At 69.1% G+C, this 25,575-nt stretch carries 24 protein-coding genes; 13 read left to right on the plus strand and 11 right to left on the minus strand.

The genetic code is table 11. The features are described from left to right. Positions 1-12 precede the first annotated feature (12 nt). The gene (locus C4F17_RS30875) at positions 13-987 is read right to left on the minus strand and encodes a tripartite tricarboxylate transporter substrate binding protein (RefSeq protein ID WP_106938211.1); all 975 of its coding nucleotides are present in this window, start codon (positions 985-987) and stop codon (positions 13-15) included. Between the two features lie 266 nt (positions 988-1,253). Here C4F17_RS30875 and C4F17_RS30880 point away from each other — a divergent pair, with 266 nt between their 5' ends. From C4F17_RS30880 to C4F17_RS30895, 4 genes are read left to right on the plus strand one after another with little or no spacing between them, the layout of a single operon-like run. Continuing rightward, positions 1,254-2,279 carry a PDR/VanB family oxidoreductase gene (locus C4F17_RS30880; RefSeq protein WP_106938212.1) on the plus strand — a complete coding sequence of 342 codons (1,026 nt, stop codon included), beginning with the start codon at positions 1,254-1,256 and terminating at the stop codon, positions 2,277-2,279. 38 nt (positions 2,280-2,317) lie between these two features. Then, entirely contained in the window at positions 2,318-3,613 is a 1,296-nt protein-coding gene (locus C4F17_RS30885) for a cytochrome P450 (RefSeq protein ID WP_106938213.1), read from the plus strand. Further along, complete coding sequence (locus tag C4F17_RS30890; RefSeq protein WP_199852002.1) at positions 3,610-5,049, plus strand: aldehyde dehydrogenase family protein; 1,440 nt, start codon at positions 3,610-3,612, stop codon at positions 5,047-5,049. Before C4F17_RS30885 ends, C4F17_RS30890 begins: the two co-directional genes overlap by 4 nt. 45 nt (positions 5,050-5,094) lie before the next feature. Next, a complete protein-coding gene (locus C4F17_RS30895; protein ID WP_106938214.1) occupies positions 5,095-5,901 on the plus strand; it encodes an SDR family NAD(P)-dependent oxidoreductase in 807 nt (268 codons plus the stop codon). On the opposite strand, the gene C4F17_RS30900 is transcribed toward C4F17_RS30895, so the two are convergent. Genes C4F17_RS30900 through C4F17_RS30915 form a run of 4 tightly spaced genes read right to left on the minus strand, consistent with a single transcriptional unit; the run spans position 5,894 to position 10,094 of the window. Further along, a complete protein-coding gene (locus tag C4F17_RS30900) occupies positions 5,894-6,937 on the minus strand; it encodes an AraC family transcriptional regulator (RefSeq protein WP_106938215.1) in 1,044 nt (347 codons plus the stop codon). The genes C4F17_RS30895 and C4F17_RS30900 overlap by 8 nt on opposite strands. After that, positions 6,910-7,785 carry an enoyl-CoA hydratase-related protein gene (locus C4F17_RS30905; protein ID WP_106938216.1) on the minus strand — a complete coding sequence of 292 codons (876 nt, stop codon included), beginning with the start codon at positions 7,783-7,785 and terminating at the stop codon, positions 6,910-6,912. The genes C4F17_RS30900 and C4F17_RS30905 overlap by 28 nt, the downstream gene beginning before the upstream one ends. Further along, positions 7,782-8,915: an acyl-CoA dehydrogenase family protein gene (locus C4F17_RS30910; protein WP_106938217.1), complete on the minus strand. Its 1,134-nt coding sequence runs from the start codon at positions 8,913-8,915 to the stop codon at positions 7,782-7,784. Before C4F17_RS30910 ends, C4F17_RS30905 begins: the two co-directional genes overlap by 4 nt. A gap of 6 nt (positions 8,916-8,921) precedes the next feature. Beyond that, a complete protein-coding gene (locus tag C4F17_RS30915; protein ID WP_081268872.1) occupies positions 8,922-10,094 on the minus strand; it encodes an acyl-CoA dehydrogenase family protein in 1,173 nt (390 codons plus the stop codon). Between the two features lie 192 nt (positions 10,095-10,286). Here C4F17_RS30915 and guaD point away from each other — a divergent pair, with 192 nt between their 5' ends. The 4 genes from guaD (at position 10,287) to C4F17_RS30940 (ending at position 14,900) form a co-directional block, all read left to right on the plus strand. Next, on the plus strand, positions 10,287-11,573 hold the full coding sequence (gene guaD / locus C4F17_RS30920) for a guanine deaminase (RefSeq protein WP_106938218.1): 1,287 nt from the start codon (positions 10,287-10,289) through the stop codon (positions 11,571-11,573). Between the two features lie 163 nt (positions 11,574-11,736). Beyond that, positions 11,737-12,303 carry a dCTP deaminase gene (dcd, locus tag C4F17_RS30930; protein WP_056519644.1) on the plus strand — a complete coding sequence of 189 codons (567 nt, stop codon included), beginning with the start codon at positions 11,737-11,739 and terminating at the stop codon, positions 12,301-12,303. Between the two features lie 111 nt (positions 12,304-12,414). Further along, a complete protein-coding gene (gene ypfJ / locus C4F17_RS30935) occupies positions 12,415-13,302 on the plus strand; it encodes a KPN_02809 family neutral zinc metallopeptidase (protein ID WP_081268870.1) in 888 nt (295 codons plus the stop codon). 131 nt (positions 13,303-13,433) lie between these two features. Beyond that, a complete protein-coding gene (locus tag C4F17_RS30940; protein WP_081268869.1) occupies positions 13,434-14,900 on the plus strand; it encodes a DEAD/DEAH box helicase in 1,467 nt (488 codons plus the stop codon). 59 nt (positions 14,901-14,959) lie between these two features. Here the strand turns inward: C4F17_RS30940 and C4F17_RS30945 are convergent, their stop codons facing one another. From C4F17_RS30945 to C4F17_RS30965, 5 genes are all read right to left on the minus strand, one after another. After that, the gene (locus tag C4F17_RS30945) at positions 14,960-15,184 is read right to left on the minus strand and encodes a hypothetical protein (RefSeq protein WP_081268868.1); all 225 of its coding nucleotides are present in this window, start codon (positions 15,182-15,184) and stop codon (positions 14,960-14,962) included. Between the two features lie 123 nt (positions 15,185-15,307). Next, positions 15,308-16,951: a rhodanese-related sulfurtransferase gene (locus tag C4F17_RS30950; RefSeq protein WP_106938219.1), complete on the minus strand. Its 1,644-nt coding sequence runs from the start codon at positions 16,949-16,951 to the stop codon at positions 15,308-15,310. Continuing rightward, positions 16,948-17,553, minus strand: a complete 606-nt coding sequence (locus C4F17_RS30955; protein ID WP_106938220.1) for a cysteine dioxygenase — start codon at positions 17,551-17,553, stop codon at positions 16,948-16,950. The genes C4F17_RS30950 and C4F17_RS30955 overlap by 4 nt, the downstream gene beginning before the upstream one ends. After that, entirely contained in the window at positions 17,550-18,536 is a 987-nt protein-coding gene (locus C4F17_RS30960; RefSeq protein WP_106938221.1) for an ABC transporter substrate-binding protein, read from the minus strand. The genes C4F17_RS30955 and C4F17_RS30960 overlap by 4 nt, the downstream gene beginning before the upstream one ends. After that, positions 18,533-19,777, minus strand: a complete 1,245-nt coding sequence (locus C4F17_RS30965) for an acyl-CoA dehydrogenase family protein (RefSeq protein ID WP_106938222.1) — start codon at positions 19,775-19,777, stop codon at positions 18,533-18,535. The genes C4F17_RS30960 and C4F17_RS30965 overlap by 4 nt, the downstream gene beginning before the upstream one ends. 109 nt (positions 19,778-19,886) lie before the next feature. Between C4F17_RS30965 and C4F17_RS30970 the strand changes: the two genes are divergently transcribed. From C4F17_RS30970 to C4F17_RS30990, 5 genes are all read left to right on the plus strand, one after another. Beyond that, on the plus strand, positions 19,887-20,888 hold the full coding sequence (locus C4F17_RS30970) for an ABC transporter substrate-binding protein (protein ID WP_081267550.1): 1,002 nt from the start codon (positions 19,887-19,889) through the stop codon (positions 20,886-20,888). Positions 20,889-20,921: 33 nt separating this feature from the next. Further along, positions 20,922-22,043 (plus strand): LLM class flavin-dependent oxidoreductase, encoded by a 1,122-nt coding sequence (locus C4F17_RS30975; RefSeq protein WP_081267551.1) that lies wholly within the window; start codon positions 20,922-20,924, stop codon positions 22,041-22,043. 145 nt (positions 22,044-22,188) lie between these two features. Continuing rightward, the gene (locus C4F17_RS30980) at positions 22,189-23,013 is read left to right on the plus strand and encodes a class II aldolase/adducin family protein (protein WP_081267552.1); all 825 of its coding nucleotides are present in this window, start codon (positions 22,189-22,191) and stop codon (positions 23,011-23,013) included. Positions 23,014-23,042: 29 nt separating this feature from the next. Then, on the plus strand, positions 23,043-24,017 hold the full coding sequence (locus C4F17_RS30985) for an ABC transporter substrate-binding protein (protein ID WP_081267553.1): 975 nt from the start codon (positions 23,043-23,045) through the stop codon (positions 24,015-24,017). A gap of 17 nt (positions 24,018-24,034) precedes the next feature. After that, positions 24,035-24,994 (plus strand): ABC transporter substrate-binding protein, encoded by a 960-nt coding sequence (locus tag C4F17_RS30990; RefSeq protein ID WP_106938525.1) that lies wholly within the window; start codon positions 24,035-24,037, stop codon positions 24,992-24,994. Here C4F17_RS30990 and C4F17_RS30995 read toward each other — a convergent pair. Further along, positions 24,936-25,511, minus strand: a complete 576-nt coding sequence (locus C4F17_RS30995) for a glycine-rich domain-containing protein (protein WP_234383052.1) — start codon at positions 25,509-25,511, stop codon at positions 24,936-24,938. The genes C4F17_RS30990 and C4F17_RS30995 overlap by 59 nt on opposite strands. Between the last annotated feature and the right edge of the window lie 64 nt (positions 25,512-25,575).

The raw sequence follows: 25,575 nt of genomic DNA on the forward strand, positions 1-25,575 counted from the left end.
GGTGGCGTTCGCTTACTCGATGCGGATCGAGCTGTCCTTCTTGATGGCGATCCATTGCTGCCTGGCTTTTCTCATGACGTCGCCGAAGGCCGCGGGCGAGAGCGGCGCGGCGACTTCCAGCGCGTTGTTCGCCATGTCCTGGCCGAACTCCGGCGTGGCCATGATCTTGTAGATGACGGCGCTCAGCCGGTCGACCACCGGCTGCGGCGTGCGCGCGGGGGCGAAGATGCCGCAGAAGGTTTCGGTGCTGATGCCCGGAACGCCGAGCTCCTCGAAGGTGGGGATGTCCGGGAGGCCCTTCCAGCGCGTGCGCCCGGAGGCGGCCAGCGCGCGAATGCGGCCATCGCGCCCGTACTGCACCGCGGTCGTGCTGGAGACGACGGCGGCATTCAGGCGGTCGCCCAGCAGGTCGGGAAGCATGGGGGCCTCTCCCTTGTAGGGAATGTGGTTCATCGTGATGCCCGCGCTGCGCGCCAGCATCTCGCCGAAGAAGTGCGAGCTGGAGGCATGCCCGGTGGTGCCGAAGCTCAACGGCGCCTTGGCGGCCTTGGCCTGCTGGATGAAGCTCTCCAGCGTCCTGGCGCCTTGCGGCGGCACGGCCCAGATGGCCGCGTTCTCATACAGCCGGGCGACCGGCGCGAAGTCTTTCAGTGCGTCGTAGTTGACGTTGGGCAGCACGATGGGGTTGCTGACCAGCGCGGTCATGTTCATCAGCAGCGTGTAGCCATCGGCCGGCGCGCGCGCGACCAGGCTGGAGCCGATCAGGGAGTTGGCGCCGGGCCGGTTGTCCACGATGACCGGCTGCCCCAGTTCTGCCTCCATGCGGCGGCCCAAGGACCGGGCGATGGCGTCCGTCTGCCCGCCCGCGGGAAAGGGCAGCACGATGGTGATGGCCTTCGACGGCCAGGGGGCGTCCTGTGCGACGGCTGCATTCAGCGCGGGCAAGGAAGCCGCCAGCGCCAGCACCTGGCGGCGGTTGAGTGTCATGGTGTCTCCGTTTTTCTGGGGAAAGGCCGCGGACCCATGCGGTGCGGCCCTGTCATGCCGAACCCAGCGGTGCGCAATGGCCAGTGTGGGCCTGCGCCGCAGCTGGCTCAATGACCGTTGCGCGCAAAGTCGTTGGCTGGAATGCGCAGCCACCATGGCTCGTGCGGCGGGGCATTTCGGCCTGTTTGGCGGGCGCTTGCGGTCATGGTCCGCGAGGCTTGCGCGATCTAACCTGCGCCGCAACGACATCGAGAACGGAGACAAGCATGCGCGCAGACCAAGACACAGCCCTTGCGCCCGGTACCGTGGCGGACACCGACGACCCGGCGTCGCGCATCGCGCTGCGGGTCGCGGCACGGCGCGACGAGGCGCAGGGCATCGTTTCATTCGAGCTGAGACATCCCGAAGGCCTGGCGCTGCCGCCGTTCGACCCCGGCGCCCATCTGCTCGTGGAAGCCGCGCCCGGCATGACGCGCGCCTATTCGCTGTGCAACGACCCGGGCGAGCGCGACCGTTACCTGATCGCGGTGCTGCACGGTGCGGACCCGCATGGTGGTTCGGCCGCACTGCACCGGCACCTGGTGCCCGGCATGACCCTGCGCGCCAGCAAGCCGCGCAATGCGTTCGCCATGAGTCCGGCCGCGCGGCGGAGCATCCTGCTCGGTGGCGGCATAGGCATCACGCCGCTATTGGCGATGGCCGAGCTGCTGGCGTCGCGCCAGGCGGATTTCAGCTTGCACTATTGCACGCGCGACGCGGCCCGCACGGCGTTCGCGCAACGCATCGCCAGCTCGCGCTTCGCGGCGAACACGCAGCTTCACCATGATGACGGACCCGCATCGCAGCGCTTCGACGCAGAGCGCGTGCTGGCGCGCCCGGATGCGCACACCCATGTCTACGTGTGCGGGCCGGCGGGCTTCATTGCGCATGCGATGTCGACCGCGCAGCGCCTGGGCTGGGCCGAGAGCCAGTTGCACCGCGAGTACTTCGCCGCGCCCGCGATCGCAAAAGGGACTGTCGCCGACGGCGTCTTCGACCTGGTTCTGGCGTCGAGCGGCCGCCGCATCGCGGTGAACGCGGGCCAGAGCGCGGCCCAGGCATTGCAGGAAGCGGGCGTGCCGCTGGTGATGTCGTGCGAGCAGGGCGTTTGCGGCACCTGCGTGACCACGGTGCTGCGCGGCACGCCCGACCACAGGGACCACTACCTCACGCAAGAGGACCGGCAGCGCAACGACTGCTTCATGCCGTGCTGTTCGCGCGCGTTCGGCGGCGAACTGGTCCTCGACCTCTGACAGTTCACGCATTTCGACAACCCTAGGAGACAGACCCGATGAGCATTTCCGACATCGACGGTGAAATAGCCAGCCACCAGCTCTACGCAGATCCGCTGCGCATGCATGCAGTGTTCGACAGGCTGCGCCGCGAAGACCCGCTGCACTGGACACAGGCGCCCGGCCATCCGCCGTTCTGGGCCGTGAGCAAGCACGCCGACGTGGTCGAGGTCGGCAGGCACCCCGACGTGTTCGTCGCCGCGCCCAAGACCTTCCTGCTGGACGACGAGGACCTGCGCGTGCGCATCGCCGAGACGGCGGCCACGGGCGGCAAGCTGGTGCGCACCATGATCCACATGGACGACCCGGACCACAGGAAATACCGCGGGCTGACGCAGTCGTTCTTCATGCCCGCCAACATCAAGCGGCTGGAGACCATCATCCAGGACCGCGCGCGGGCGTTGGTCGGGCGGATGCTCGAACGCGCCGACGGATGCGAGTTCTGCAACGAGATCGCGGTCTGGTTCCCGCTTCAGATCATCATGACCCTGCTCGCGGTGCCCGAGAAAGTCCACGCCTACCTGCTGAAGCTCACGCAGCAGTTTCTGGCGCCCAAGGACGCGACCCTCAAGCGCGACGGCCCCGAGGCCCAGGGCAAGGGCGCGGTGGCGCGGGAGTATTTCACCTACTTCGGCAAGATGCTGGCAGAACGCCGCGCAGCGCCCCTCGCAGACGACCTGGGCTCGCTGATCGCCCATGCACAGGTCGACGGCAAGCCGCTGGAGACGATGGAAGCGGTGTCGTACTACGTCATCCTGGCGACCGCCGGGCATGACACCACCAGTTCCTCGATGGGCAGCGGCCTGTACAACCTGTTGCGCCAACCCGGTGAGCTGGAGCGCCTGCGCGCGCGGCCGGAGCTGATGGCGTCGGCGGTGGAAGAGATGTTTCGCCATGGCAGCCCGGTGAAGCATTTCGTGCGTACGGCCACGCGCGACTACGAACTGCGCGGCAAGACCATCCGCGCCGGCGACGAAGTGGCATTGATGTATCACTGCGCCAACTTCGACGAGGAGGTGTTCGACGACCCCAGGGCCTTTCGCGTCGACCGCGCGCCCAATCGGCAGATCGCGTTCGGGTTCAGCGTGCATGCATGCCTCGGGCAGAACCTGGCGCGCAGCAGCATGCGGGCGTTCTTCACGGAGCTGCTCGCGCGCACCGCGCACATCGAACTGATGGGCGAGCCGGCTTTCATCGCGAGCAACCAGGTCGGTGGGTTGAAGGCGCTGCAGGTGCGCACCACCCCCCTGGCGGCGAGCGCGACGGATGCGCAGCCGGCGGGAGCGGCCGCATGACGATCCGACCCGAAACGCAGGTCCTGCCGGCACCGGCCATGACCATCGGCGGTCGCGCGGTGCGGGCCACACAGACATTCGACGTGGTCGACCCTGCCATCGGCCAGGTGTTCGCGCAGGCGCCCGATGCGAGCGATGCGCAGCTCGATGCCGCCGTGCAGGCGGCACGCGATGCCTTTCCCGCCTGGGCGGCACTGCCCTGGGGCGAGCGCCAGGCCATGCTGGCCCGTGTGGCGGGCATCTACATGGCCAACCAGGAAGAACTGGCGAGGCTCCTGACGCGCGAACAGGGAAAGCCGCTGGCGCGTGCCCGCTCCGAGGTTGCGGTGGCCGCGCACTGGTATGCCGAGTTTGCGAAGATGGCGCTGCCGGAGCTGGTACTGCAGGACACCGCGCAAGCCCACGTGGCGGTGCGCCGCGTACCGGTGGGAGTGGTGGGGGCCATGGTGCCGTGGAACTACCCGGTGGTGCTTGCCGCCTGGAAGATTGCGCCGGGCCTGCTCGCCGGCAACACGATGGTGCTGAAGCCCTCGCCGTTTACGCCGCTCGTCACGCTGCGCCTGGGTGAGTTGCTGCGCGAGGTCCTGCCGCCCGGCGTGCTCAACATCGTCAGCGGAGGCGAATCGCTCGGCCCGCGAATGTCGGCGCACCACGGCTTCGACAAGCTCTCGTTCACCGGGTCGTCAGCCACGGGCCGCGCCGTGATGCGTAGCGCCTCCGGCACGCTCAAGCGCCTGACGCTGGAGCTGGGCGGCAACGACGCCGCCATCGTGATGCCCGACGTCGATGTCGACGCGGTGGCCAAGGAATTGTTCTGGGGCGCCTTCGTCAACAGCGGGCAGATCTGCATCGCCGCCAAGCGCCTCTACATCCATGAGGCGATCTATGCGCGCATGGCGAAGGCGCTGGTGGCACTGGCTGAAGCCACCCGCATGGCGCCAGGCGACGCGGAGGGCGCGGAACTGGGGCCCGTGCAGAACCGCCGGCAGTTCGACCGGCTGCGCGAGCTGCTGGCCGACTGCCGCCAGCGCGGTTTGCGGCTGCTCAGCGGCGGCGAGCCCGCGTCCGGACCCGGCTATTTCTTTCCGGTGACGCTGGTCGACAACCCGCCGGACGACGCCCGCGTCGTGCGGGAAGAGCCTTTCGGACCGATCCTGCCGCTGCTGAAGTTCCGCGACGTGGACGAGGTGGTCGCGCGTGCGAATGCGTCGGAGTATGGGTTGGCAGGCTCGGTCTGGTGCCGCGACGAAGCGCAGGCGCTGGCCATCGCGCGGCGGCTGGAAACCGGGACGGTCTGGATCAACGAGATCCAGACCGCTTCGCCGCACAAGCCCATGGCGGGCCACAAGCAGTCGGGGCTGGGGGTCGAGAACGGCCTGGAGGGTTTGATGACCTACACCCAGCCGCAGACGATTTCGCTCAGGCGGGCCGCCTGAGCGCTGCTGAAGCCCAACACAACCACACGCACAAGAGAACCCATCATGCAACTCAAAGACAAAGTCATCCTCGTCACCGGCGCGGCCAGCGGCATCGGGCGCCAGGCCTGCCTGACCCTGGCGGGCGGTGGCGCGCGCATTTTCGCGAGCGACCTCGACGGCGCCGGCGCTGCCGAGACGGCAGGCCGTATCGAGGCCGAAGGCGGCAGGGCCGCGAGCTTTGCGCATGACGTGACCGATGCCGCCGCGTGGACACGCGTGATCGGCGAAATCGAGCGGCAGGCCGGACGGCTTGACGGACTGGTCAACAGCGCCGGCCTGATGGTCGTGCGGCCATTCAAGGAAACGGACTTCGCGCTCTACCGCCGGCAGCAATCGGTGAACGTCGACAGCGTGTGGCTCGGATGCCAGGCGGCACAGGCGCTGCTGGCAAGCACGGCTCGAGAAGGCAAGGACCGTGGCACGACGGCCTCCATCGTCAACATCTCGTCCATCCTCGGACAGAAGGGCGGGAGCATGCATTCGGCCTATTGCACCTCGAAGGGCGCGGTGCGGCTCATGACGAAGGCCCTGGCCGTCGAGTTGGGGCGGCTGCAGATCCGGGTGAACTCGGTGCATCCGGGCCTGGTCGAAACGCCGCTGGGCATCGGCTCGATGCAGGACATGATCAGCCACGGCGTGCCGCTGCCCTCGATCGAGGCCGCGGTCGGCATGGTGGCGCAGCGCACACCGCTCGGGCGCATGGCGCAGCCTGCGGACGTGGCCAACGTGATCGCGTTCCTCTGCGCCGACGAGTCGGCCTACGTCACCGGCACCGAACTGACGGTGGACGGTGGCTACAGCATCAACTGAGTGCCGGGCCGGTGCGCAGGCGCCGGTACGCGAGCGGCGTCATGCCCGTGGCGCGCTTGAAGGCGCGATGGAACGCGCTGGGCTCCGAGAAGCCCAGGCGGTAGCCCACCTCGGCCACGCTCAGCTGTGGCTGGTTCAGCAGCCGCATGGCGGTGTCGCGCCGCAGCGAGTCCACGATGGCGCGATAGCTCTGGCCTTCCTCGTGCAACCTGCGGCGCAGCACCTTGGCCGTCTGGCCCATGGTCGCGGCGAGCGCGTTGAGGCCTGGCAACTGGGCAATGTCCCAGCGCCGCAGGCAGCGGCGCACTTGCAATGCAAGGGGAACATCCTCGCTGTAGGGCGCCACGCGCCGCAGCGGCCAATGGAGGATGAAGATCTTCAAGCCTTGCATGTCGGCGACCAATCGGGCTTCGAGCCAGCGCGCGTCAAACGCGATGCGGCTCGGTGTGCCCCGGCGAAGCGGCGCCTCGAACAAGGTGTCGGCCGGTGCAAGGTCGGGGTAGGACACGGGCAGCGTCACCTCGCGCAGTGCGATTGGCCGCTGCACCATCCACGACATGAGACCGATCGCTCCATACAGCAACACCAGGTGGCCGGTCGCGCGGTACCGGTCGGGCGGCGTGAGGTCCACGATTTCCAGCGTTGCGGTGTCGCCCTCCACGCGCAGCCTCGGCGCAAAGTCGTCCAGTACGAGGCGGTACAGGCTGCAGCCCAGTCGCATCGCCTCGCCGAGGTTGGCGCAACGCAGCATCTGCCGGGCAACGAGCAGGAAGGTGCCCACGCGCACCGGCCGTGTGGCGAGGCCCATCATCTCGTCGCGCAATGCGCGCTGCATGCCGCGCAGGGCGCGCGCGAATTGCACCAGCGTGACCACGTGCGAAGGGTTGTCGAGCTGCGCGGGCGTCAAGTGGCAGCGGCGCAGCAGTTCTTCGGTGTCGCAGCCCCTGGCCTGCGCGGGCGCGAGCAGCAGGCGCAGGTAGCGCAGGGCAAGGCCGTCGCCGCCGCCTTTCAAGTGAACGCGGGGTCGGTCCACCACGGATAGAAGTCGGGCATGCCGGTGCTCACCTTGTCCGGGAACCTGGCGGGCCGCTTCTCCTTGAACGAGGTCACGCCCTCCGCGCTGTCGGCGGAGCCGCCGCGCGATTCGAGCGCCGCGCTCTCCAGCCGGTGCGCTTCCATGGGGTGGCTGGCGCCCAGCATGCGCCACATCAGTTGCCGCGTGAGGGCCACGGACACCGGCGCGGCGTTCTCCGCGATGTCCAGTGCCTTTGCCTGCGCGCGCGCAAGCAGTTCGCCCGGTTCGCACACCTGGCTCACGAGCCCGCCGGCCAGTGCCTCGGCCGCATCGAACACCGTGCCGCCCAGACTCCATTCGAGCGCCTTCGAAATGCCCGCCACGCGCGGCAGGAACCAGCTGGCGCATGCGTCGGGCACGACGCCCCGGCGCGCGAACACGAAGCCGAAGCGCGCGTCGCTGGACGCGATACGCACGTCCATCGGCAGCAGCATCGACGCGCCGATGCCCACGGCCGCGCCGTTGATCGCACCGATCAGCGGCTTGGTGCAGGCAAACAGGCGCAGCGCGAGCACGCCGCCGCCGTCGCGGCCGGGCTCCTCCCCCGGCTCGGGCGCGCGTGCCGGCGACGACGTATCGAAAGCCCGCGCGCCTTCCGACAGGTCGAACCCCGCGCAGAAGGCGCGGCCCGCGCCGGTGACGACGATGGCGCGCACGGCGTCGTCGGCGTCGGCCAGGTCGAGCGCCCGGCATAACTCGCGACGCATCAGGCGCGTCATGGCGTTGAGCTTCTCGGGGCGGTACAGCGTGAGCGTGAGGACCGGCCCGGAAAGATCCCAGCGGATGGTTTCGAACACTGCCTCGCTCATTGCATCTCCGCCAGCCGCGTCGCCTGGGCCTCGACGTCGCCGAAGAGCTGGTCGATCAGCGTCAAGCGGCGCAGGCAGTGGCCCACGGCGTATTCCTCGGTCATGCCGATGCCGCCGTGAAGCTGGATGGCTGCGTGGCAGAGGCTGCGGCCATGCCGGCCGATCATCAGCTTGGCGCGCGCGAGGTCGGCGCGAGCATCGTGCGCATCGAGGCCGTCCGCTGCAATGGCCGCGGCGATCGCCATGCTGCGGCACATCTCGAGGCTGACCAGCATCTCCGCCGCCCGGTGGCGCAGCGCCTGGTTTTCGCCGATCAGGCGGCCGAACTGCTTGCGTGTGTTCAGGTAGTCGATGGCGAGCCGGTAGGCCGATTCCATGGCGCCCACGGCATCGGCGCAAACCGCCGCGGTGCCAGCCGCCAGGGTGCCCTCGATGGCCTTCAGCGCAGTGGCGCCGTCGCGCGGATCGCCGAGCGGCAAGGCCGCCGCCGCGCTGAAATGGAGTTCACCGCCCGGCGTGTCGTCCACCATGCGGTGGGGGCGGCAACCCACGCCTTGGGCGGAGGCGTCGACCAGGAAGAGGGCGAGGCCGTTCGCATCGCCCGGGGCGCCCGCGGTGCGCGCGCTGACCACGAACCGGTGCGCGGCCGTGGCGTGCAACACATTGCACTTGGCGCCGTCGAGGCGCCATTGGCCGCCGTCCTGCCGTGCCGTGGTCTCCACCCACAGTGCAGCCGGGTGCCCGCCGGCTTCGTCGTGCGCCCAGGCCAGGCGAATTTCGCCGCTGGCCACATCGGGCAGCAACTGCGCCTGCACGGCGTCGTTTCCGGCCAGCCGCAGTGCGGTGCCGCCGAGCACGATCGATGCGAGAAAGGGCTCCAGCGACAGCGCGCGGCCCAGCTCCTGCATCACCGGCAGCAGGTCGACCGCGCCGCCGCCGAAGCCGCCGTGTGCCTGCGGCAACGGAAGCGCGGTGAGCCCGAGCTCGCCGAGTTGCCGCCACACGGGCTGGCTCCAGCCGGCGGGCGTGGCGGCGATGGCGCGGCGCTGCTCGAAACCGTAGACGTCGCCCAGCAGGCGGGCCAGGCTGCCCTGCAGCGCTTGCTGCTCTTCGTTGAGTTCGAAGTTCATCGTGACCTACCCCAGGATCGTCTTGGAAAGAATGTCCTTCTGGACCTCGCTCGTACCGCCGTAGATGCTGGCCGCGCGGCTGTAGAAATAGCGCATGGCCAGCGGGCCCGCCCAATGCCCGGCGCCCTCGCCGTCGTGCGGGCGGCGCTCCATGGCCGCGGGCCCCGCGATGCGTTGCAGCAGCTGGGCGATGTCCTGCTGCAGCTCGGTGCCCTTCAGCTTCAGCACGGAAGCGAAGCCGGGTACCTTCTGCGCGGTGTCGGGCGACAGCAGAAAGCGCCAGTTGGTGATTTCGAGCGCGCGGATCTCGGCGTCGAGCATGGCGATTTCGCTGCGCAGCCTGGGGCTGTCGAGCAGCGGCTTGCCGGCCTGGGTGCGCTTGCCGGCGAGTTCGCGGGCATAGTCCAGCCGCTCCCGGCACAGACCCACGTTGGCGATGCCCGTGCGCTCGTTCATCAGCAGGTATTTGGCGCAGTCCCAGCCGCGGCCTTCCTCGCCGACCAGGTGGTCGAGCGGCACGCGAACCTCGTCGAAGAAGACCTCGTTCAGGTGATGCTGGCCGTCGATCGACGTGATCGGGCGAATGGTGATTCCCGGCGTGCGCAGGTCGATCAGCAGGAACGAGATGCCGTGCTGCTTCTTGCCCTCGCTGTCCGTGCGCACCAGCGCGAACACCCAGTCGGCCAGGTGCGCCGTGGTGGTCCAAATCTTCTGGCCGTTGACGACGTACTCGTTGCCTTCGCGCCTGGCGGAGGTGCGCAGCGAGGCCAGGTCGGAGCCCGAGCCCGGCTCGGAGAAGCCCTGGCAGAACCAGATGTCGAGGTTCGCGAGCTTCGGCATGAAGAAGCGCTTCTGCGCCTCGGTGCCGAACTTCAGCAGCACCGGCCCGAGCATGCCGACATTGAACACCTGCGGCAATGGCGCGGGTGCGCGAAACAGCTCGTCGAGCAGGATCAGCCGCTCGGCCTGGCCGAGCTCGGCGCCGCCGAACTCGCGCGGCCAATGCGGCGCCGCCCAGCCTTTCTCGTTGAGGATGCGCTGCCAGGTCACGGTGTCCTGTTTGCGCGGCGGATGGCCCAGGCGCAGGCGCTCGCGAATGTCTGCGGGGAGCCGGTCTTTCACGAACTGGCGTACTTCGTCGCGGAACGCGGCTTGGTCGGGGGTGAGGTCTAGATCCATCGAGCGGGTGGCTGTGCCTGAGAGTTGCCTCGAAGGATCATAGCCGATGACTCGTCATTGGATCAACCATTTGAGGATGTGGTGGCGGATGGGCTCCGCATTCGGCAATGCCGGGAGTGCGTTCGGCATATAGCACTCATATGCGCATGGAAATTGCGGTTGTCCGGGGCTCGATTACCCTCCGCATCCACGATGAAAAAAGCCTACCGCGCCTCCCTCCTGCGATTCGACGCCCACGGCCAGCCTGTTTTCGATGAAGACGGCCTGCTGGTCGTCGCCCCCGACAGCACCGGCCGCCAGCGCGTGCTCGATGCGGGCAGCCATGCCGCCGTCGCGCCGCGCCACCCGGACGCCCACACGACCCACCTGCCCGGGCGCATCCTCGCGCCGGGCTTCGTGGACATGCACATCCATTTCCCGCAGACGGACATCATCGGCTCGCCCTCGCCGGGGCTGCTGCCTTGGCTCGAGAACTACACCTTCCCCGAGGAAAGCCGGTTCGCCGACCCCGCGCACTCGAACGAAGTGGCCGACGTGTTCTTCGACGAGCTGCTGCGCAACGGCGTCACCACCTCGCTGACCTTCGCGACCTCGCACGTGGCCTCGGTGGATGCCTTCTTCGAGGGCGCCCGGCGCCGCGGCCTGCGCATGATCACGGGCAAGGTGCTGCAGGACCGCAACTCGCCCGACGGCGTGCGCGACCAGACCGAGCAGAGCCTGATCGACAGCGAGGCGCTGATCCGCAAGTGGCACAACACCGACCGGCTGGGCTATGCCATCACGCCGCGTTTCGCGCCCGCGAGCACCGATGCGCAGATGCGCGGCGCGGGCGAACTGGCGGCCAGGTACGCCGACACCTGGATCCAGTCGCACGTGGCGGAGAACCGCGACGAAGTGAGCTGGGTGCGCGAGCTCTACCCGAAGGCGCGCTCCTACCTCGACGTGTACGCCGGCTTCGGCCTGATGCGCGAGCGTGCGGTGTACGCGCACTGCATCTACCTCGACGACACCGACCGCGCCTTGCTGCGTGACACGAAGACCGCCGCCGCGGTGAGCCCGACCAGCAACCTGTTCCTGGGCAGCGGCTTCTTCGACTTTGGCGCGGCCGACCGCGTGGGCTATCCCTACGGACTGGCCAGCGACGTGGGCGGCGGCACCAGCTTTAGCCCGTTCCACACGATGATGGCCGCCTACTACGTGGGCCGCGAGGGCCAGACCAAGACCGGCCTGAGCATCGCGCCATCGGAGCTCTGGTGGCGCCACACCGGCGGCGCCGCGCGCGCGCTGGGGCTCGACGGCGTCATCGGCAACCTGCAGCCCGGCTGCGAAGCCGACTTCCTGGTGCTCGACCCGGCGGCCACGCCGCTGCTGGCGCGCAAGACGAAACGCGCCGACACCTTGGAGGAAATGCTCTTCGCGATGATCGTGCTCGGCGACGACCGGGTGGTCGAGCGCACGGTGATCTCGCAGGCTGGCTGAGGCTCGAGAGGGCGAGCCCACCCATGCCACAATCGCCGACCCAGCGAGCGCGGCGAAACCTCTTCCAGGAACACCGCGGAACCGGCTTTGCCGGGCCGCTGGTGTTGCCCCTTGAGGGGTTGGCGTAGCGACACGAAGTGCGCGAAGACTGGGGTGTTTTTCAATGTCTATCAAGAGCGACAAATGGATCCGGCGCATGGCCGAGAACGAGGGAATGATCGAGCCCTTCGAACCGGGCCAGGTGCGTGAGTCCTCTGGCCACAAGATCATCAGCTACGGCACCTCGAGCTACGGCTACGACATCCGGTGCGCGCCCGAGTTCAAGGTCTTCACCAACATCCACAGCACCGTGGTCGACCCCAAGAATTTCGACGAGAAGAGCTTCGTCGACATGCATGGCGACTACTGCATCATCCCGCCCAACAGCTTCGCGCTGGCGCGCACCGTCGAGTACTTCCGCATCCCGCGCAACGTGCTCACCATCTGCCTGGGCAAGAGCACCTATGCGCGCTGCGGCATCATCGTCAACGTCACGCCCTTCGAGCCTGAATGGGAAGGCTACGTGACGCTCGAATTCAGCAACACCACGCCGCTGCCCGCGAAGATCTACGCAGGCGAAGGCTGCGCGCAGGTGCTGTTCTTCGAGAGTGACGAGGTCTGCGAGACCAGCTACAAGGACCGCGGCGGCAAGTACCAGGGCCAGCGCGGCGTGACTCTGCCGAAAACCTGACCCGCCGCCGCGCCTTTCGCTGACGGCCGGTTACCCCGGTGGCCGCCGGGACAAGTACCATCCTCCGGTCACCGGCGACAACTCCTGCAAAAGGCCGGTAAGGAGCGTGCGATGAGATGGGAAGGCAACGAACAATCGGACAACGTCGAGGACCGCCGCGGTGAAGGCGGCGGCGGTGGCGGCGGCTTCATCGGCGGGCGCAGCATCGGCATCGGCACCGTCGCGGTCGCGCTGATCGCCGGCTGGGTCTTCGGCATCAACCCGCTCACCGTGCTGAGCCTGCTCAGCGGCGGTGGAGGGCCTGCGCAGGTGCAGCAGCAGCCCCAGCAGGGGCCGGCACCCAAGCCGCCGGCGAACGACCGCGAAGCGGCCTTCGTCTCGACCGTGCTGCGCAACACCGAGGTGGTCTGGACCGACATCTTCAAGCAGAACGGCGGCACGTACCACGCGCCACGCCTCGTGCTGTTCCGCAATGCCACGCCCACGGCCTGCGGCACGGGCCAGTCGGCCATGGGGCCGTTCTACTGCCCCGGCGACCAGAAGGTCTACATCGACCTCGGTTTCTACGACACCCTGAAGAACCAGCTCGGCGCACCGGGCGAGTTCGCGCAGGCCTACGTCATCGCGCACGAGGTCGGCCACCACGTGCAGGACGAACTCGGCATCACCGCCAAGGTCGACGGCATGCGCAATCGCCTGAGCCAGACCCAGAACAACGCCATGAGCGTGCGCGTGGAGCTGCAGGCCGACTGCTTCGCGGGCGTGTGGGCCCACCATTCGCAGGAGTCGAAGAAGTGGCTCGACCCGGGCGACATCGAATCCGCCATGAACGCCGCGCAGAAGATCGGCGACGACGCCCTGCAGCGCTCCGCGGGCCGTGCGGTGGTGCCCGACAGCTTCACCCACGGCACCAGCGCACAGCGCCAAAGGTGGTTCGGCGCGGGCTACCAGAGCGGCGACATCAAGGCCTGCGACACCTTCAACGCGCGCAGCCTTTGAGATCGAAGGGCCCGCAGGGCCCGCGCCTGCTGCCTTGCATGCTATTAAATAAATAGCAATTCCGCCGGCACGGACGTTGTCACGGCGCGGTCACTGCTGTTTTTTGCGGCAGTGCGACAATAGAGGGCTCAATGACAAGTTCCTTCTCCAATCTATCGCTGGCGGAACCGCTGGCGCGCGCCGTGGCCGAAATGGGCTACGAGACCATGACACCGATCCAGGAGCAGGCCATTCCGGTCGTGCTTTCCGGGCAGGATGTGATGGGCGCCGCCCAGACCGGCACCGGCAAGACCGCGGCGTTCTCGCTGCCGTTGCTGCAGCGCATGCTCAAGCATGAAAACGCCTCGACCTCGCCCGCGCGGCATCCGGTCCGGGCCCTGGTGCTGCTGCCCACGCGCGAACTGGCCGACCAGGTCGCGCAACAGGTCAAGCTGTACGCCAAGTACACCAACCTGCGCAGCACGGTCGTATTCGGCGGCATCGACATGAAGCCGCAGACGCTGGAGCTGAAGAAGGGCGTCGAAGTCCTGGTGGCCACGCCGGGCCGGCTGCTCGATCACATCGAGGCCAAGAACGCGGTGCTCAACCAGGTCGAATACGTGGTCCTCGACGAAGCCGACCGCATGCTCGACATCGGCTTCCTGCCCGACCTGCAGCGCATCCTGAGCTACCTGCCCAAGCAGCGCACCACGCTGCTGTTCTCGGCCACGTTCTCCCCCGAAATCAAGCGGCTGGCCGGCAGCTACCTGCAGAACCCGGTCACCATCGAGGTGGCGCGCCCCAACGAGACAGCTTCCACCGTCGAGCAGCACTTCTACAGCGTGAGCGACGACGACAAGCGCCGCGCGCTCAAGCAGATCGTGCGCCAGCGCGGCATCACGCAGGCCTTCGTGTTCGTCAACAGCAAGCTCGGTTGCGCGCGCCTCGCACGCTCGCTGGAGCGCGACGGTCTGCGCACCACCGCGCTGCACGGCGACAAGAGCCAGGACGAACGCCTGAAGGCCCTGGCCTCGTTCAAGGCCGGCGAGGTCGACCTGCTGGTGTGCACCGACGTCGCGGCCCGCGGTCTCGACATCAAGGACGTGCCCGCCGTCTTCAACTTCGACATTCCGTTCAACGCCGAAGACTACGTGCACCGCATCGGCCGCACGGGCCGCGCCGGCGCCTCGGGGCTGGCCGTGAGCTTTGCCAGCGGCGGCAACGACGTGCGCCTGGTGGCCGACATCGAGAAGCTGATCAAGAAGAAGATCGATCTCGAGCCCGTCGAGTTCGAGGAAGACCGCCCGCGCGGCCGCATCAACGACGGACGCCGCCACTGGCGCGAGGAAGGCGAAGCGGGCGACGCACGCGACGTGCTCGACCAGCCGCGCGAACGCGCCAGCCTGGGCGGCGATGCTCGCCGCGGCGGCGGACGCCCGCACCGCGCGCCCGCGGCGCCGCGTGACCCGTTCTTCGACAAGCCCTACGAGCCGGGCGAACCCGACGCGACGCCGGCCTGGGAAGCCGCTGCCAAGGCCACTCCCGCGCGCGGCATCTCGAGCAACATCAAGAGCAAGCGCAAGGTTGCTGCGCTGTTCAAGAGCGCCGAGCCGAGCTGACCGGGCGGGTTCCACGTAAAAAAAAAGCGGCGCTCTCGAGCGCCGCTTTGCATTTCGGCTCAGCGCCAGCCGCGGTGCCAGCCGTACTGCGGGTGGTGCCAGCCCCAGCCGTAGCGCGGGTGATAGGCCCAGACAAAGCCGACACCCGGCGAGACATATGTCGGCGCCACGTAGGCCACGCCCGGAGGCGCCGAGTAGACGGGGGCGGCCGGGGCGACCACGCAGCCGGTCAGGACTGCTGCGGCCAGCGTGGCGGCGGACAGGGCAAGGATCGGGACTCTCATGGCGAAGCTCCTTTGATGAGTTGTTGTGCGCTATGCACAACCAACGCTTCGGCCTTTTGCCGGATGACGGCCCTGGCCGCCTTTACCCGGCCTACACAGTGTCACCGCCGTGTTGTGATCCTTTCAAAACGCTTGCACTTCGAGCACGCTGAAATGATGGGTTCCATCGCTTTCCAGCTGCGCCACCAGGCCGTACTCCCAATCGAGATAGGCCTGCATCGCCTCCGCGGGCGCATCGGTGCCTTCGTAGGGCCGGCGGTAGCGGTCGGTGCGCGGTGTCGCAAGGCGCGTCTCGCCGCTCTCGGCTTCGAGGCCCGCGGCAAACCAGGCGGCGTTGCCGCCCGCCAGCACCAGCACTTCGACATCGGCCTTGCCCCGGGCATCGAGCAGCGCGCGCACGTCGGCCGCCGCATAGCGCGCGAGCAGGCTGCTGCCGCAGGTCAGCACGTAGCGGCGCGACGCGGGAATGACCGCGTCCAGCGCATGCGCCAGCTGCGCACGAATCGCGTACCACGCGCCCGGGATGTGGCGCCGGACATAGTTGGCGCTCGTGGTCACGTCGATCACGGCGGTGCCGGACGACGGCTGCCCAAGCAGCGCGGCGAGTTCGCCAGGCGTGATCTCCGCCACCACGGCCGCGACGGGCGGGTAGGCGGGCGCGGGGGGCTCCTTCTCGCTGAATGCCGCGGCCTCAGGCACGGCGTGCGGCACATAGGCCTCCCATCCCATCTGTGCGAGCCAGGAGGCGCTCATCGATGCGCGCACTCCGTCGTCGTCCACCAGCACGATGCGCGCGCCGCGCACCGGCACCTGGTGATCGGTCTCCTGCACCAGCTGGCCGCCGGGCGCGTTCGCAAAGCCCGGCAGATGGCCCGCGGCGTATTCCTCGGGCGTGCGCACGTCGAAGCGGTACACGGTGCGTCCTGGCGCCTCCAGTGTCTGCAGCGCGGCCAGGTCGATGCGCCGCACGCCGGCCGCGTCGGCCACGCGGCGCGCATCGGCCTGCGCCTGTGCGCGATGCGCGTCGGACACCGCGGCGGGCGCCTGCCGGCCGGCGCCGTGGTCCAGCACCTGGCCCGCCAGCTTCCAGCCGATCGTGCCGTTGCGCAGCGCCGCCACCGGGTTCGGAATGCCGGCGTTCACCAGCGACTGCGTGCCGATGATGCTGCGCGTGCGGCCCGCGCAATTCACGATCACCCGAGTGGCCGGGTCGGGCGCTAGCTCGCGCACCCGCAGCACCAGTTCCGCCCCGGGCACGCTGGTGGCCGACGGAATGCTCATCGTCTGGTATTCGTCGAAGCGGCGCGCGTCGAGCACCACCACGTCGGCCCGGGCATCGATCAACGCCTTCACCTCGGGGGCCGACAGGGACGGCGTCTGCCGCTCGTGCTCGACCAGTTCGCCGAAGGACTTGCTCGGCACGTTCACGTCGCGGAACAGTTCGCCGCCCGCCTTGCGCCAGCCCTCGAGGCCGCCGTCGAGCAGATGGACGTGGGTGTAGCCCAGCGCGGCGAATGCCTTGGCGGCCAGCGGCGCGAGGTCGGTGCCGCCGTGTTCGCCGTACAGCACGATCAGCGTGTCGCGCCGCGGAATGCGTCGCCATGCTTCGATCTCGATGCGCGAGAGCGGCAGGTTCGCGGCCCACAGCGGGTGTTCCTGCGCGAACGGGTCTTCCTCGCGCACGTCGAGCAGCGCGGTTTCTTCGCGGGACAGCAGGCGCTCGCGCACGGCGGCGAAGGACAGGAGGGGAAAGGAAGCAGTCGTCATGCGGCGGTCGGCGAAGATCTGAGTTCGGCGCTGCGGTCCCACAGGTTGGGCAGCAGCGTGTTGGAGTATCCGGAGACGAAGGGCTTGCGTCCGCCCTCCGGCGGGTAAGTATGACGCCGCACGGCGCCGATGTTCGCGCCGTAGACGTGGATGCTGATCGACACCCGGTCCGCATGCGCGTTGTGCACGCGGTGCAGGTCGCCGACGGTGGGCGACACCGCTTCCACGTCGCCGGCATCGAGCCGCACCGCCTCGCCCTTCGGCTGTGCACGGCCTTGCGCATCGAGCGCATGGCCCTGGCTGTACTCGGCACCGCGCAGCATGCCGATCAGTCCCCACACCGTGTGATCGTGCACGGGCGTGGCCTGCCCCGGCCCCCACACGAAGCTCACGACCGAGAAGCGCTCGGTGCTGTCCGCATGCAGCAGGAACTGCTGGTAGCGCGTCGGGTCGGGTTGCGCGAAGGCCTCGGGCAGCCAGTCGTCGCGCGCCACCAGCGTGCGCAGCAGCGCGCCGCCCTCCGAAAGAATGCGGGGCTCGTCGGGTGCGCCGTCGAGCAGCCGGCCGAAGGCGCCGACAAATTCGCGAAGCGGCGCGATCATGCGGCGCGCTTCCAGAGCTGCGTGTCGGTGATCGCGCGCACGTCCACCCGCACCGGCAGGATGCCGTCGCGCGCCGAGCGGTCGGCCACGACCTGCAGCGCGGCGATGTCCGCCTCGCTCACCGGCCGCCCCGCCACCGACGCCCGCGCGGTGATGATGCGGGAAGCCTCGATCGGCAGCCGCGTGAGCTGGCTGTATGCCTGTGCATAGGCCTCGGGGTTGGCCAGCGCCCAGTCGCCCGCGCGGCCGAGCCGGTCGAGGAACTGCACGATGGCCGCGCGCCGGGCCGGGTCGGCCAGCGAATGTTCGCTCGCGGTGATGAAGCCCAGCGCGGTGTTGATGCCGCGCCCGTCGCGCAGGATGCGCCCGCCCTGCTGCACCGCGATGGTGTAGTACGGATCGAAGATGGCCCAGGCGTCGATCTGCCTCGATGCGAAGGCGGCGGCGGCATCGGTCGGCAGCACGAACTTCACCGTCACCTCGTCGCGCTTCACGCCGGCCTCCTCGAGCGCGCCGTACAACTGGTACTGCGAGATGCTGCCGCGCGCCGACGACACGATCACCGTCTTGCCGCGCAGGTCTGCCACGCTGCGCAGCGGCGAATCGTGCTGCACCACGATGCCCAGCGAATCGGCCTTGCCGACGCGGGTGGCGACGATCTTCAGCGGCGTCTTGCCGACGGCGGCGGCCAGCACCGGCAGGTCGCCGGCCATGGCCGTGTCGACCGCCGCGCCGCGCTGCGCCTCGAACAGCGGCGCGGCGCCCTGGAAGTTGGCCCAGCGATAGGCGAACGGCGCGCCTTCGAGCGCGCGCGAGGCCTCGAACAGCGAGCGCAGGCCGCCGGCCTGGTCGCCCAGCACCAGCGTGGCCTGCGGCGGCGTTTGCGCAAATGCACGCAGCGAACCGGTGGCGGCCAGCGACAGCGCGGCGCCTTGCTTGAGCCAGCCGCGGCGCGAGGCGCTGGAGAAGAGCAGGGACGTCATGCGGCGTCTCCCGAAGGCAGCAGTGCGCGCTTGCCCGCTGCAATCAGGATCGCGTCGTTCTGCGGCGTATGGATGCGGCTGCACAGCACGTCGCGGTAGTGCCGCTCCAGCGGGTTGTGCCTTGTCAGGCCGTGGTTGCCGCTGAGCTGCAGCGCGAGTTCGACCGCACGCACCGCATTGCCCGTCACCGTGTATTTCAGCAGGCCGCTGTCGGCCGCGGGTTGCGCCTGGCCGTCGTCGACGGCGGCGGTGGCGTCGTCGAGCAGCACGCGGTTGGTTCGCAGCAGCGCTTCGATCTCGCCCACGTGCTCCTGCACGCGCGGCAGGCTCGCCAGCGGCGCGCCGAGACTGCCGGGCGCGCGCTCGTTCAGGAAGCCGACCAGCCAGTCGCGCGCGGCCGTGGCCACGCCGTCGTAGAGGGTGCCGAGCAGCACGGTCATCCAGGCCTGCTGCGTGGCGTGGGCGTCGATGTCGGTCTGGCTGCCGGCATCGGGCGCCCAGTCGGACGGCGCGCGCAGGTCGACCGCGTGGTCCGCGCCGACGGCGACGTTCTCGAACACCACCTCGTGGCTGCCCGAGGCCCGCAGGCCCAGGTGGTCCCAGCTGGCGATCACGCGCACGCCGGGGGCCTGGCGCGGCACCAGGAACACGCCGGTGCGCGGGGCGGGCTCGTCGGTGCGGGCCCACACCGCGAGCCACGAGAGGCCCTCGATGCCGGTGGTGTAGAGCTTGTGGCCGTCGATCTTCCAGCCGTCGGCATCGCGCCGCGCCACAGTGGCCGGCAGGCCGCCACGCGCGGGGGAGCCCAGCGCGGGCTCCACGCGCAGCGCGTTGATCAGCGCGCCGTGCTCCACCGCGTCGCGCGCCACGCGTTCGCGCAGGTGCGGCGGCCAGCGGCTGTCGCCGCGCGTCAGCGCGTGGTGCTGCAGATAGGTCATGGTGAGGATCAGCGCGGTGGCCGGCTCGCCGCGCGACACGGCCGCGATCACGCGCCGGGCCGTGGCCAGCGTGGCGCCGCCGCCACCGTAGGCGGCGGGCGCCACCAGGCCGATCAGGCCGTGCGCCTGCAGCGCGTCGAAGTTCTCGCGCGGGAAAGCGCCGCTGTGGTCGTGATCGGCCGCGGTGGCGGCGAATCGGGCCGACAGCTGCGCCAGCAGCGCGGGCGCGGCCAGGCCGCCCGGGGGCGTGGATGGATGTTCCCCGGCCGTGGCCGAGGGGCGTCGCAAAGGGAGTGCACTCATGGTTGCGCACGGTAGCCGGCCGGCCGGCGCCGTAAAACGATGCATCCCGCATATGCAAACTCGTTTTTCTGTGTTTGCATCCGTGCCGCCTCTGGGTACGGTCCGGTGCATGAAACCAGATCTCTCGTTGGAACGGCGCCGCCTGCTGCAGGCAGCCGCCGCATGGGGCGCGGCGGCTTCGGCCGGCTGGGCCCGGGCCGCCGCGCCGTCGGCCGACCTGTCGGGCGTCACGCTGCGCGTGGGCACGTACAAGGGGCTCTGGCGGCCGCTGCTGGCGGCATCCGGCCAGGCCAACACGCCCTACAGGATCGACTGGCGCGAGCTCAACAACGGCGTGCTGCACATCGAGGCCATCAACGGCGACGCGCTCGACCTGGGCTCGGGCAGCGAGATCCCGCCGGTGTTCGCGGCGCGGCAGAAGTCCAGCGTGCGGCTGGTGGCCGTGACGCACGAAGACCTGAACAACCAGGCCACGCTGGCGCGCAAGGACGCGCCGATCCGCACCATCGCAGATTTCAAGGGCAAGCGCGTGGGCTATGTGCGCGCCACCACCTCGCACTACTACCTGGCCAAGCAGTTGGCCGAGGCGGGCCTGTCGTTCAGCGACATCCAGGCCGTGAGCCTCACGCCGTCGGACGGCCTCTCGGCCTTCGCGCGGGGCGATCTGGATGCCTGGGCCATCTACGGCTACAACGGCCAGCTTGCGCGCACGCAGTACGGCGCGCGCACCATCAAGACCGGCGTGGGATACCTGTCGGGCAACTTTCCCATCTACGCCAACCCGCGCGCGCTGGACGACGCACCGCGCCGTGCCGCGCTGGCCGACCTGCTGCAGCGCCTGCAGCGCGCCTTCGCGTGGAGCAACGGCAACTTCCTGGCGTACGCCCGCGCGCAGTCGGCCGAGACGCGCGTGCCGGTGGGCGACATCGTCGAGCTCTTCAACGGCCGCAGCGGCGACTACAGCCTGGGCCCCGTCAGCGACGCCGTGGTGCGCAGCCACCAGGACGTGGCCGACACCTTCCTGAAGATCGGCGTGCTCGACGGCCCGGCCGACGTGAAGCCCTTGTGGGACCGCAGCTTCGAGAACCTGCTGCGCCTGCCCGCCGCCTGATTTCCCTCTCCCAACCCAGACAAGGACAACGACATGAGCCAGCCACAGCAAGACGGTGCCGTCGAATTCATCGGCATGATCCAGGGCCAGAAGGTCTCTGAAATCCACGCGGCAAAGGGCCCGGCGCTCGACCGCGACTACGTGCGCGCCTTCGCGCAGGCGCACGAGACCGCCGGCTTCGACCGCGTGCTGGTGCCGCATCACTCGACCAGCCCCGACGCCACGCTCACGGTGGCGCATGCCGCATCGGTGACCGAGCGCATCCACTTCATGCTCGCGCATCGCCCCGGCTTCGTCGCGCCCACGCTGGCGGCGCGGCAGTTCGCCTCGCTCGACCAGTTCAGCGGCGGCCGGCTCGGCGTGCACTACATCTCCGGCGGCTCCGACGAGGAACAGCGCCGGGACGGCGACTGGCTCGACCACGACCAGCGCTATGCCCGCACCGACGAATACCTCGAAGTGCTGCACAAGGTGTGGACGGCCGAGAAGCCCTTCGACCACGAAGGCGCGCACTACCGCTTCCAGAACGCGTTCTCCGAAGTCAAGCCGCTGCAGACGCGCAACGGCAAGCCGCACGTGCCGGTGTATTTCGGCGGGGCCTCGGAGGCCGCGATTCCGGTGGCGGGCAAGTACGCCGACGTGTATGCGCTGTGGGGCGAGTCGCTCGACCAGGCGCGCGAGCTGACCACGCGCGTGCGCGCCGAAGCGGCGAAGCACGGTCGCAGCGTGCGTTTCTCGGTGTCGTTCCGCCCGATCCTGGCGCAGACCGAAGAGGCTGCATGGGCCCGCGCGGAGAACATCCTGGCCGAGACCAGGCGCCTGCGCGTGGTGCAGGGCTACAACCGCGGCGGCCCGCAGCAAAGCGAAGGCGCCAGGCGCCTGCTGGCCGCGGCCGAGAAGGGTTCCCGGCTCGACAAGCGCCTGTGGACGGCCGTGGCGCAGGAGATCGGCGGGCGCTCGAACAGCACCGCGCTGGTCGGCACGCCCGAGCAGGTGGCCGATGCGCTGCTCGACTACTACGACCTGGGCGTGACGACCTTCCTGATCCGCGGCTTCGATCCGCTCGAGGATGCGCTGGACTACGGGCGCGAGCTGATCCCGCGCACGCGCGAACTGGTGGCGCAGCGCGCCGCGTCCATCCGCAAAGCCGCCTGATCTGACTTTCTCCCTCCCCCTCTGGGGGAGGGCAAGGGTGGGGGCAGGCGGCGTCGAACGCCGTCATGGCGTTGAAGCTGTCGAGCCCCCATCCCAACCTTCCCCCAGAGGGGGAAGGAGCCAGAACCGAACACCTAGGAAACCCATGAGCGCCGTTCTTTCCATCGACCGCAATGCCCCCCAGCCGCTGAAGCTCAACCCGAACCCGCAGCAGAAGTACTGGTTCGACCCCGTGCCCCCGCGTCCCACCGTGCAGGCCGAGCGCCGCCATCGGCAGGAGCGCCTGGCCGGTGCCTTCCGCCTGTTCGCGCGCTTCGGCTTCGCGCAGGGGCTGGCCGGCCACATCACCGCGCGCGACCCCGAGTTGACCGACCACTTCTGGGTCAACCCGCTGGGCATCCATTTCTCGCGCATCCGGGTGTCCGACCTGCTGCTCGTCAATTCGAAGGGCGAGACCGTCATCGGCGATCGCCCGCTCAACAAGGCTGCCTTCGCCATCCATGCGGCCATTCACGAGCACAACCCGAAGATCATCGCCGCGGCCCACACCCACTCGACCTACGGCAAGGCCTGGTCCACGCTGGGCCGCAAGCTCGACACCCTCACGCAGGACAGCTGCGTGTTCCACGACGACGTGGCGCTGTTCGACGACTTCACCGGCATGGTGGTCGACACCAGCGAGGGCGAGCGCATCGCGCATGCGCTGGGCGACCGGAAGGGCGCGATCCTCAAGAACCACGGCATCCTGACGGCCGGCCCCACGGTGGAGGCCGCCGCGTGGTGGTACATCGCGCTGGACAACGCCTGCCACACGCAACTGCTGGCCGAGGCCGCCGGCAAGCCGCAGCCCATCGACGAGGCGACCGCGCGCCACACGCACAGCCAGATCGGCGGCCCCGAAGGCGCGATCCACTCCTTCGACAGCCTCTACGAAGGCCTGGTCGAGGCCGAGCCGGAGCTGCTGCTGTGAAGACGAACGCCACCCTTTCCCGCCGCGGCATGCTGCGCGCCGGCGGTGCGGCCGCGGTGGTCGCATCGGGCGGCCTGATCGCCTCGCAGGCCTTCTCGCAGTCGTCGCGCAAGCTGACCTTCGCATGGAACGCTGCCGCTTTCTGCCTGTCGCCCGTGGTCGTGGCGCAGGAGCGCGGCTACTTCGAGCGCAACGGCCTGCAGGTCGAGCTCATCAACTACACGGGCTCCACCGACCAGTTGCTGGAGTCGCTGGCCACCGCCAAGGCCGACGCGGCCGTGGGCATGATCCACCGCTGGCTCAAGCCGCTCGAGGCGGGCTTCGACGTGAAGATCGTCGGCAGCTCCCACGGCGGCTGCGTGCGGCTGGTGGGCGCGAAGAGCGCGGGCGTCACCAACCTTGCGAGCCTCAAGGGCAAGGTCATCGGCGTGTCCGACATCGCGAGCCCGGGCAAGAACTTCTTCTCGATCCTGCTCACCAAGAACGGCATCGATGCCGACAAGGACGTCACCTGGCGCCAGTACCCGGCCGACCTGCTCGATGTGGCGGTGAAGAAGGGCGAGATCCAGGCCATTGCCGACGGCGACCCCAACATCTACCTGATCGAGAAGCGCAACCAGGGCGCCTACGTCGAGGTGGCGAGCAATCTTTCGGGCGAGTACAAGGACAAGGTGTGCTGCATCGTCGGCGCGCGCGGCGAGCTCGTGCGCAAGGACAAGGCGACCGTCGCCTCGCTGGTGCGCGCCATCGCCCAGGCTTCCGACTACGTGGCCGAGAACCCGAACGAGTCGGCCAGGCTCTTCGCCAAGTACTCGCCCAACGTGGCGGTGGAAGACCTGCGTGCGCTGCTGGGCACGCTCACGCACCAGCACCATCCGCTGGGCCGCAAGCTGCGCGACGAGGTCGAGTTCTACGCGCGCGATTTCCGCGGCGTGGGTGTGCTCAAGAAGAGCACGGACCCGGTGCGCTTTGCCGACCATGTTTCCTTCGATCCGCTCGCATGAGCAACCACAGCACGTTCATGACTCTCCATAGTTCACGCCGCCGGTTTCTCGTCCAGGGCGCATCGGTGGCCGCCGCCGTCGCCGCTGTGCCCGCCCTGGTTCACGCACAGGGCCAGCCGGTGCTCAAGGCCGGCGACCAGAAGGGCGGCCTGCGCGCGTTGCTCGAAGCGGCGGGCGGGCTGGAAGGGCTGGGCTACGACATCCAGTGGTCGGAGTTCCCGGCGGCCGCGCCGCTGGCCGAGGCGCTCAATGCGGCCGCGGTCGATTCGGGCCCCATCGGCGACGCACCGCTGATCTTCGCGCTGGCAGCCGGCACGCGCGTGAAGGCCATCGGTGCGAACCGCTCCGACTCCTACGGCACGGCGGTGCTGGTGCGCCCCGATTCGCCGCTGAAGACCGCCGCCGACCTCAAGAGCAGGAGCGTCGCGACCAACCGCGGCTCCATCGGCCACTACGTCACGCTCAAGGCCATCACTTCGGCCGGGCTGAAGCCCGAGGACGTGAACATCCGTTTCCTCGCGCCCGCCGACGCGAAGCTTGCGCTGACGCAGGGCTCGGTCGATGCCTGGGCCACCTGGGAGCCGTACACGGCGCTGGCCGAGGTCAGCAACCATGCGCGGGTGCTCGTCAGCGGGCGCGGGCTGCTGCCGGGCCTGAGCTATCTCGCAGCCACCGACGGCGCCATCGCCGCCAAGCGCCCGGTGCTGCAGGACTTCCTGCAGCGCGTGGTGAAGGCACAGCTCTGGTCGTACCGCAACGTCGACGCCTACTCGGCCGCGCTGGCGCGGATCATCGGCATTCCGCCCGAGGCGGCGAAGCTGCAGTTCGAACGCCGCCAGCAGAAGTGGGTGGCCATCGACGCGCAGGTCATTGCGGACCAGCAGGGGACGGCGGACTTCTACCGGCGGGTCGGCCTCATCAAGCAGCCGCTTGATGTGAAGGGGACGTTCGATACAGGCTTCGGGGTGGCTGGCTAGCTTGCTGCCCCGCGTCGAGCGAGCACCAAGCGGGCCCCGTCTTGTCCGCTTCGAGCGAACACCACGCCGCCGCGGGCTTGCCCGCCTCCAGGGAGCACCACGCGGCCGCGTTCGTGGCCGCCGGCTCGCCGAATTCCTCGACGCACAGGCGCTGCATCTCCTGGTAGGCCGCCTGCAGGGCCTTGGCGTCTTCCTCTCCGCGCAGGCCAAGGTACGGGAAGTGGTGCAGGAAGTAGCCGAAGGTGGCCTCGCAGTCGGCCGCGTACTTTCTCGTGTCGAGAATGTGCATGTGCCAGAACCGGTCCACGTCCTGCTCCGGCGCGAGCGTCAGTTCGGGGTGCCTGGCGTGCAGCATCAGGTAGCGCTTATAGGCCACCTCCATCCGGTCCGCGTAAGCCGCCGGCCAGCCGTAGCCGTCTTCCTTGCGGCAGGCCTTGAACTTGATCAGCGTGAGGTCGAGCGCCTCAATCGCGGCGATCGTCTGCGCCAGGGTCCTGGCTTGGGTGGAATGAGGCATGAATGCTCCTGTTGAGTGACTGGAAGGTCCGGGCGAACGTGCCCGGGGACGATTGCTCCGAAGA

It is taken from the genome of Variovorax sp. PMC12, from assembly GCF_003019815.1.
Classification (GTDB): Bacteria; Pseudomonadota; Gammaproteobacteria; order Burkholderiales; family Burkholderiaceae_C; genus Variovorax.

What these genes read in the sequence shown, in the direction of transcription:
- C4F17_RS30915 (WP_081268872.1), bottom strand. Translation starts at nt 10,094, where the DNA reads ATGGATCTAGACCTCACCCCCGACCAAGCCGCGTTCCGCGACGAAGTA.
- C4F17_RS30975 (WP_081267551.1), top strand. Translation starts at nt 20,922, where the DNA reads ATGAGCCAGCCACAGCAAGACGGTGCCGTCGAATTCATCGGCATGATC.
- C4F17_RS30990 (WP_106938525.1), top strand. Translation starts at nt 24,035, where the DNA reads ATGACTCTCCATAGTTCACGCCGCCGGTTTCTCGTCCAGGGCGCATCG.
- ypfJ (WP_081268870.1), top strand. Translation starts at nt 12,415, where the DNA reads ATGAGATGGGAAGGCAACGAACAATCGGACAACGTCGAGGACCGCCGC.
- C4F17_RS30950 (WP_106938219.1), bottom strand. Translation starts at nt 16,951, where the DNA reads ATGACGACTGCTTCCTTTCCCCTCCTGTCCTTCGCCGCCGTGCGCGAG.
- C4F17_RS30880 (WP_106938212.1), top strand. Translation starts at nt 1,254, where the DNA reads ATGCGCGCAGACCAAGACACAGCCCTTGCGCCCGGTACCGTGGCGGAC.
- C4F17_RS30895 (WP_106938214.1), top strand. Translation starts at nt 5,095, where the DNA reads ATGCAACTCAAAGACAAAGTCATCCTCGTCACCGGCGCGGCCAGCGGC.
- C4F17_RS30910 (WP_106938217.1), bottom strand. Translation starts at nt 8,915, where the DNA reads ATGAACTTCGAACTCAACGAAGAGCAGCAAGCGCTGCAGGGCAGCCTG.
- C4F17_RS30890 (WP_199852002.1), top strand. Translation starts at nt 3,610, where the DNA reads ATGACGATCCGACCCGAAACGCAGGTCCTGCCGGCACCGGCCATGACC.
- C4F17_RS30875 (WP_106938211.1), bottom strand. Translation starts at nt 987, where the DNA reads ATGACACTCAACCGCCGCCAGGTGCTGGCGCTGGCGGCTTCCTTGCCC.
- dcd (WP_056519644.1), top strand. Translation starts at nt 11,737, where the DNA reads ATGTCTATCAAGAGCGACAAATGGATCCGGCGCATGGCCGAGAACGAG.
- C4F17_RS30970 (WP_081267550.1), top strand. Translation starts at nt 19,887, where the DNA reads ATGAAACCAGATCTCTCGTTGGAACGGCGCCGCCTGCTGCAGGCAGCC.
- guaD (WP_106938218.1), top strand. Translation starts at nt 10,287, where the DNA reads ATGAAAAAAGCCTACCGCGCCTCCCTCCTGCGATTCGACGCCCACGGC.
- C4F17_RS30955 (WP_106938220.1), bottom strand. Translation starts at nt 17,553, where the DNA reads ATGATCGCGCCGCTTCGCGAATTTGTCGGCGCCTTCGGCCGGCTGCTC.
- C4F17_RS30985 (WP_081267553.1), top strand. Translation starts at nt 23,043, where the DNA reads ATGCTGCGCGCCGGCGGTGCGGCCGCGGTGGTCGCATCGGGCGGCCTG.
- C4F17_RS30965 (WP_106938222.1), bottom strand. Translation starts at nt 19,777, where the DNA reads ATGAGTGCACTCCCTTTGCGACGCCCCTCGGCCACGGCCGGGGAACAT.
- C4F17_RS30905 (WP_106938216.1), bottom strand. Translation starts at nt 7,785, where the DNA reads ATGAGCGAGGCAGTGTTCGAAACCATCCGCTGGGATCTTTCCGGGCCG.
- C4F17_RS30945 (WP_081268868.1), bottom strand. Translation starts at nt 15,184, where the DNA reads ATGAGAGTCCCGATCCTTGCCCTGTCCGCCGCCACGCTGGCCGCAGCA.
- C4F17_RS30940 (WP_081268869.1), top strand. Translation starts at nt 13,434, where the DNA reads ATGACAAGTTCCTTCTCCAATCTATCGCTGGCGGAACCGCTGGCGCGC.
- C4F17_RS30885 (WP_106938213.1), top strand. Translation starts at nt 2,318, where the DNA reads ATGAGCATTTCCGACATCGACGGTGAAATAGCCAGCCACCAGCTCTAC.
- C4F17_RS30980 (WP_081267552.1), top strand. Translation starts at nt 22,189, where the DNA reads ATGAGCGCCGTTCTTTCCATCGACCGCAATGCCCCCCAGCCGCTGAAG.
- C4F17_RS30960 (WP_106938221.1), bottom strand. Translation starts at nt 18,536, where the DNA reads ATGACGTCCCTGCTCTTCTCCAGCGCCTCGCGCCGCGGCTGGCTCAAG.
- C4F17_RS30995 (WP_234383052.1), bottom strand. Translation starts at nt 25,511, where the DNA reads ATGCCTCATTCCACCCAAGCCAGGACCCTGGCGCAGACGATCGCCGCG.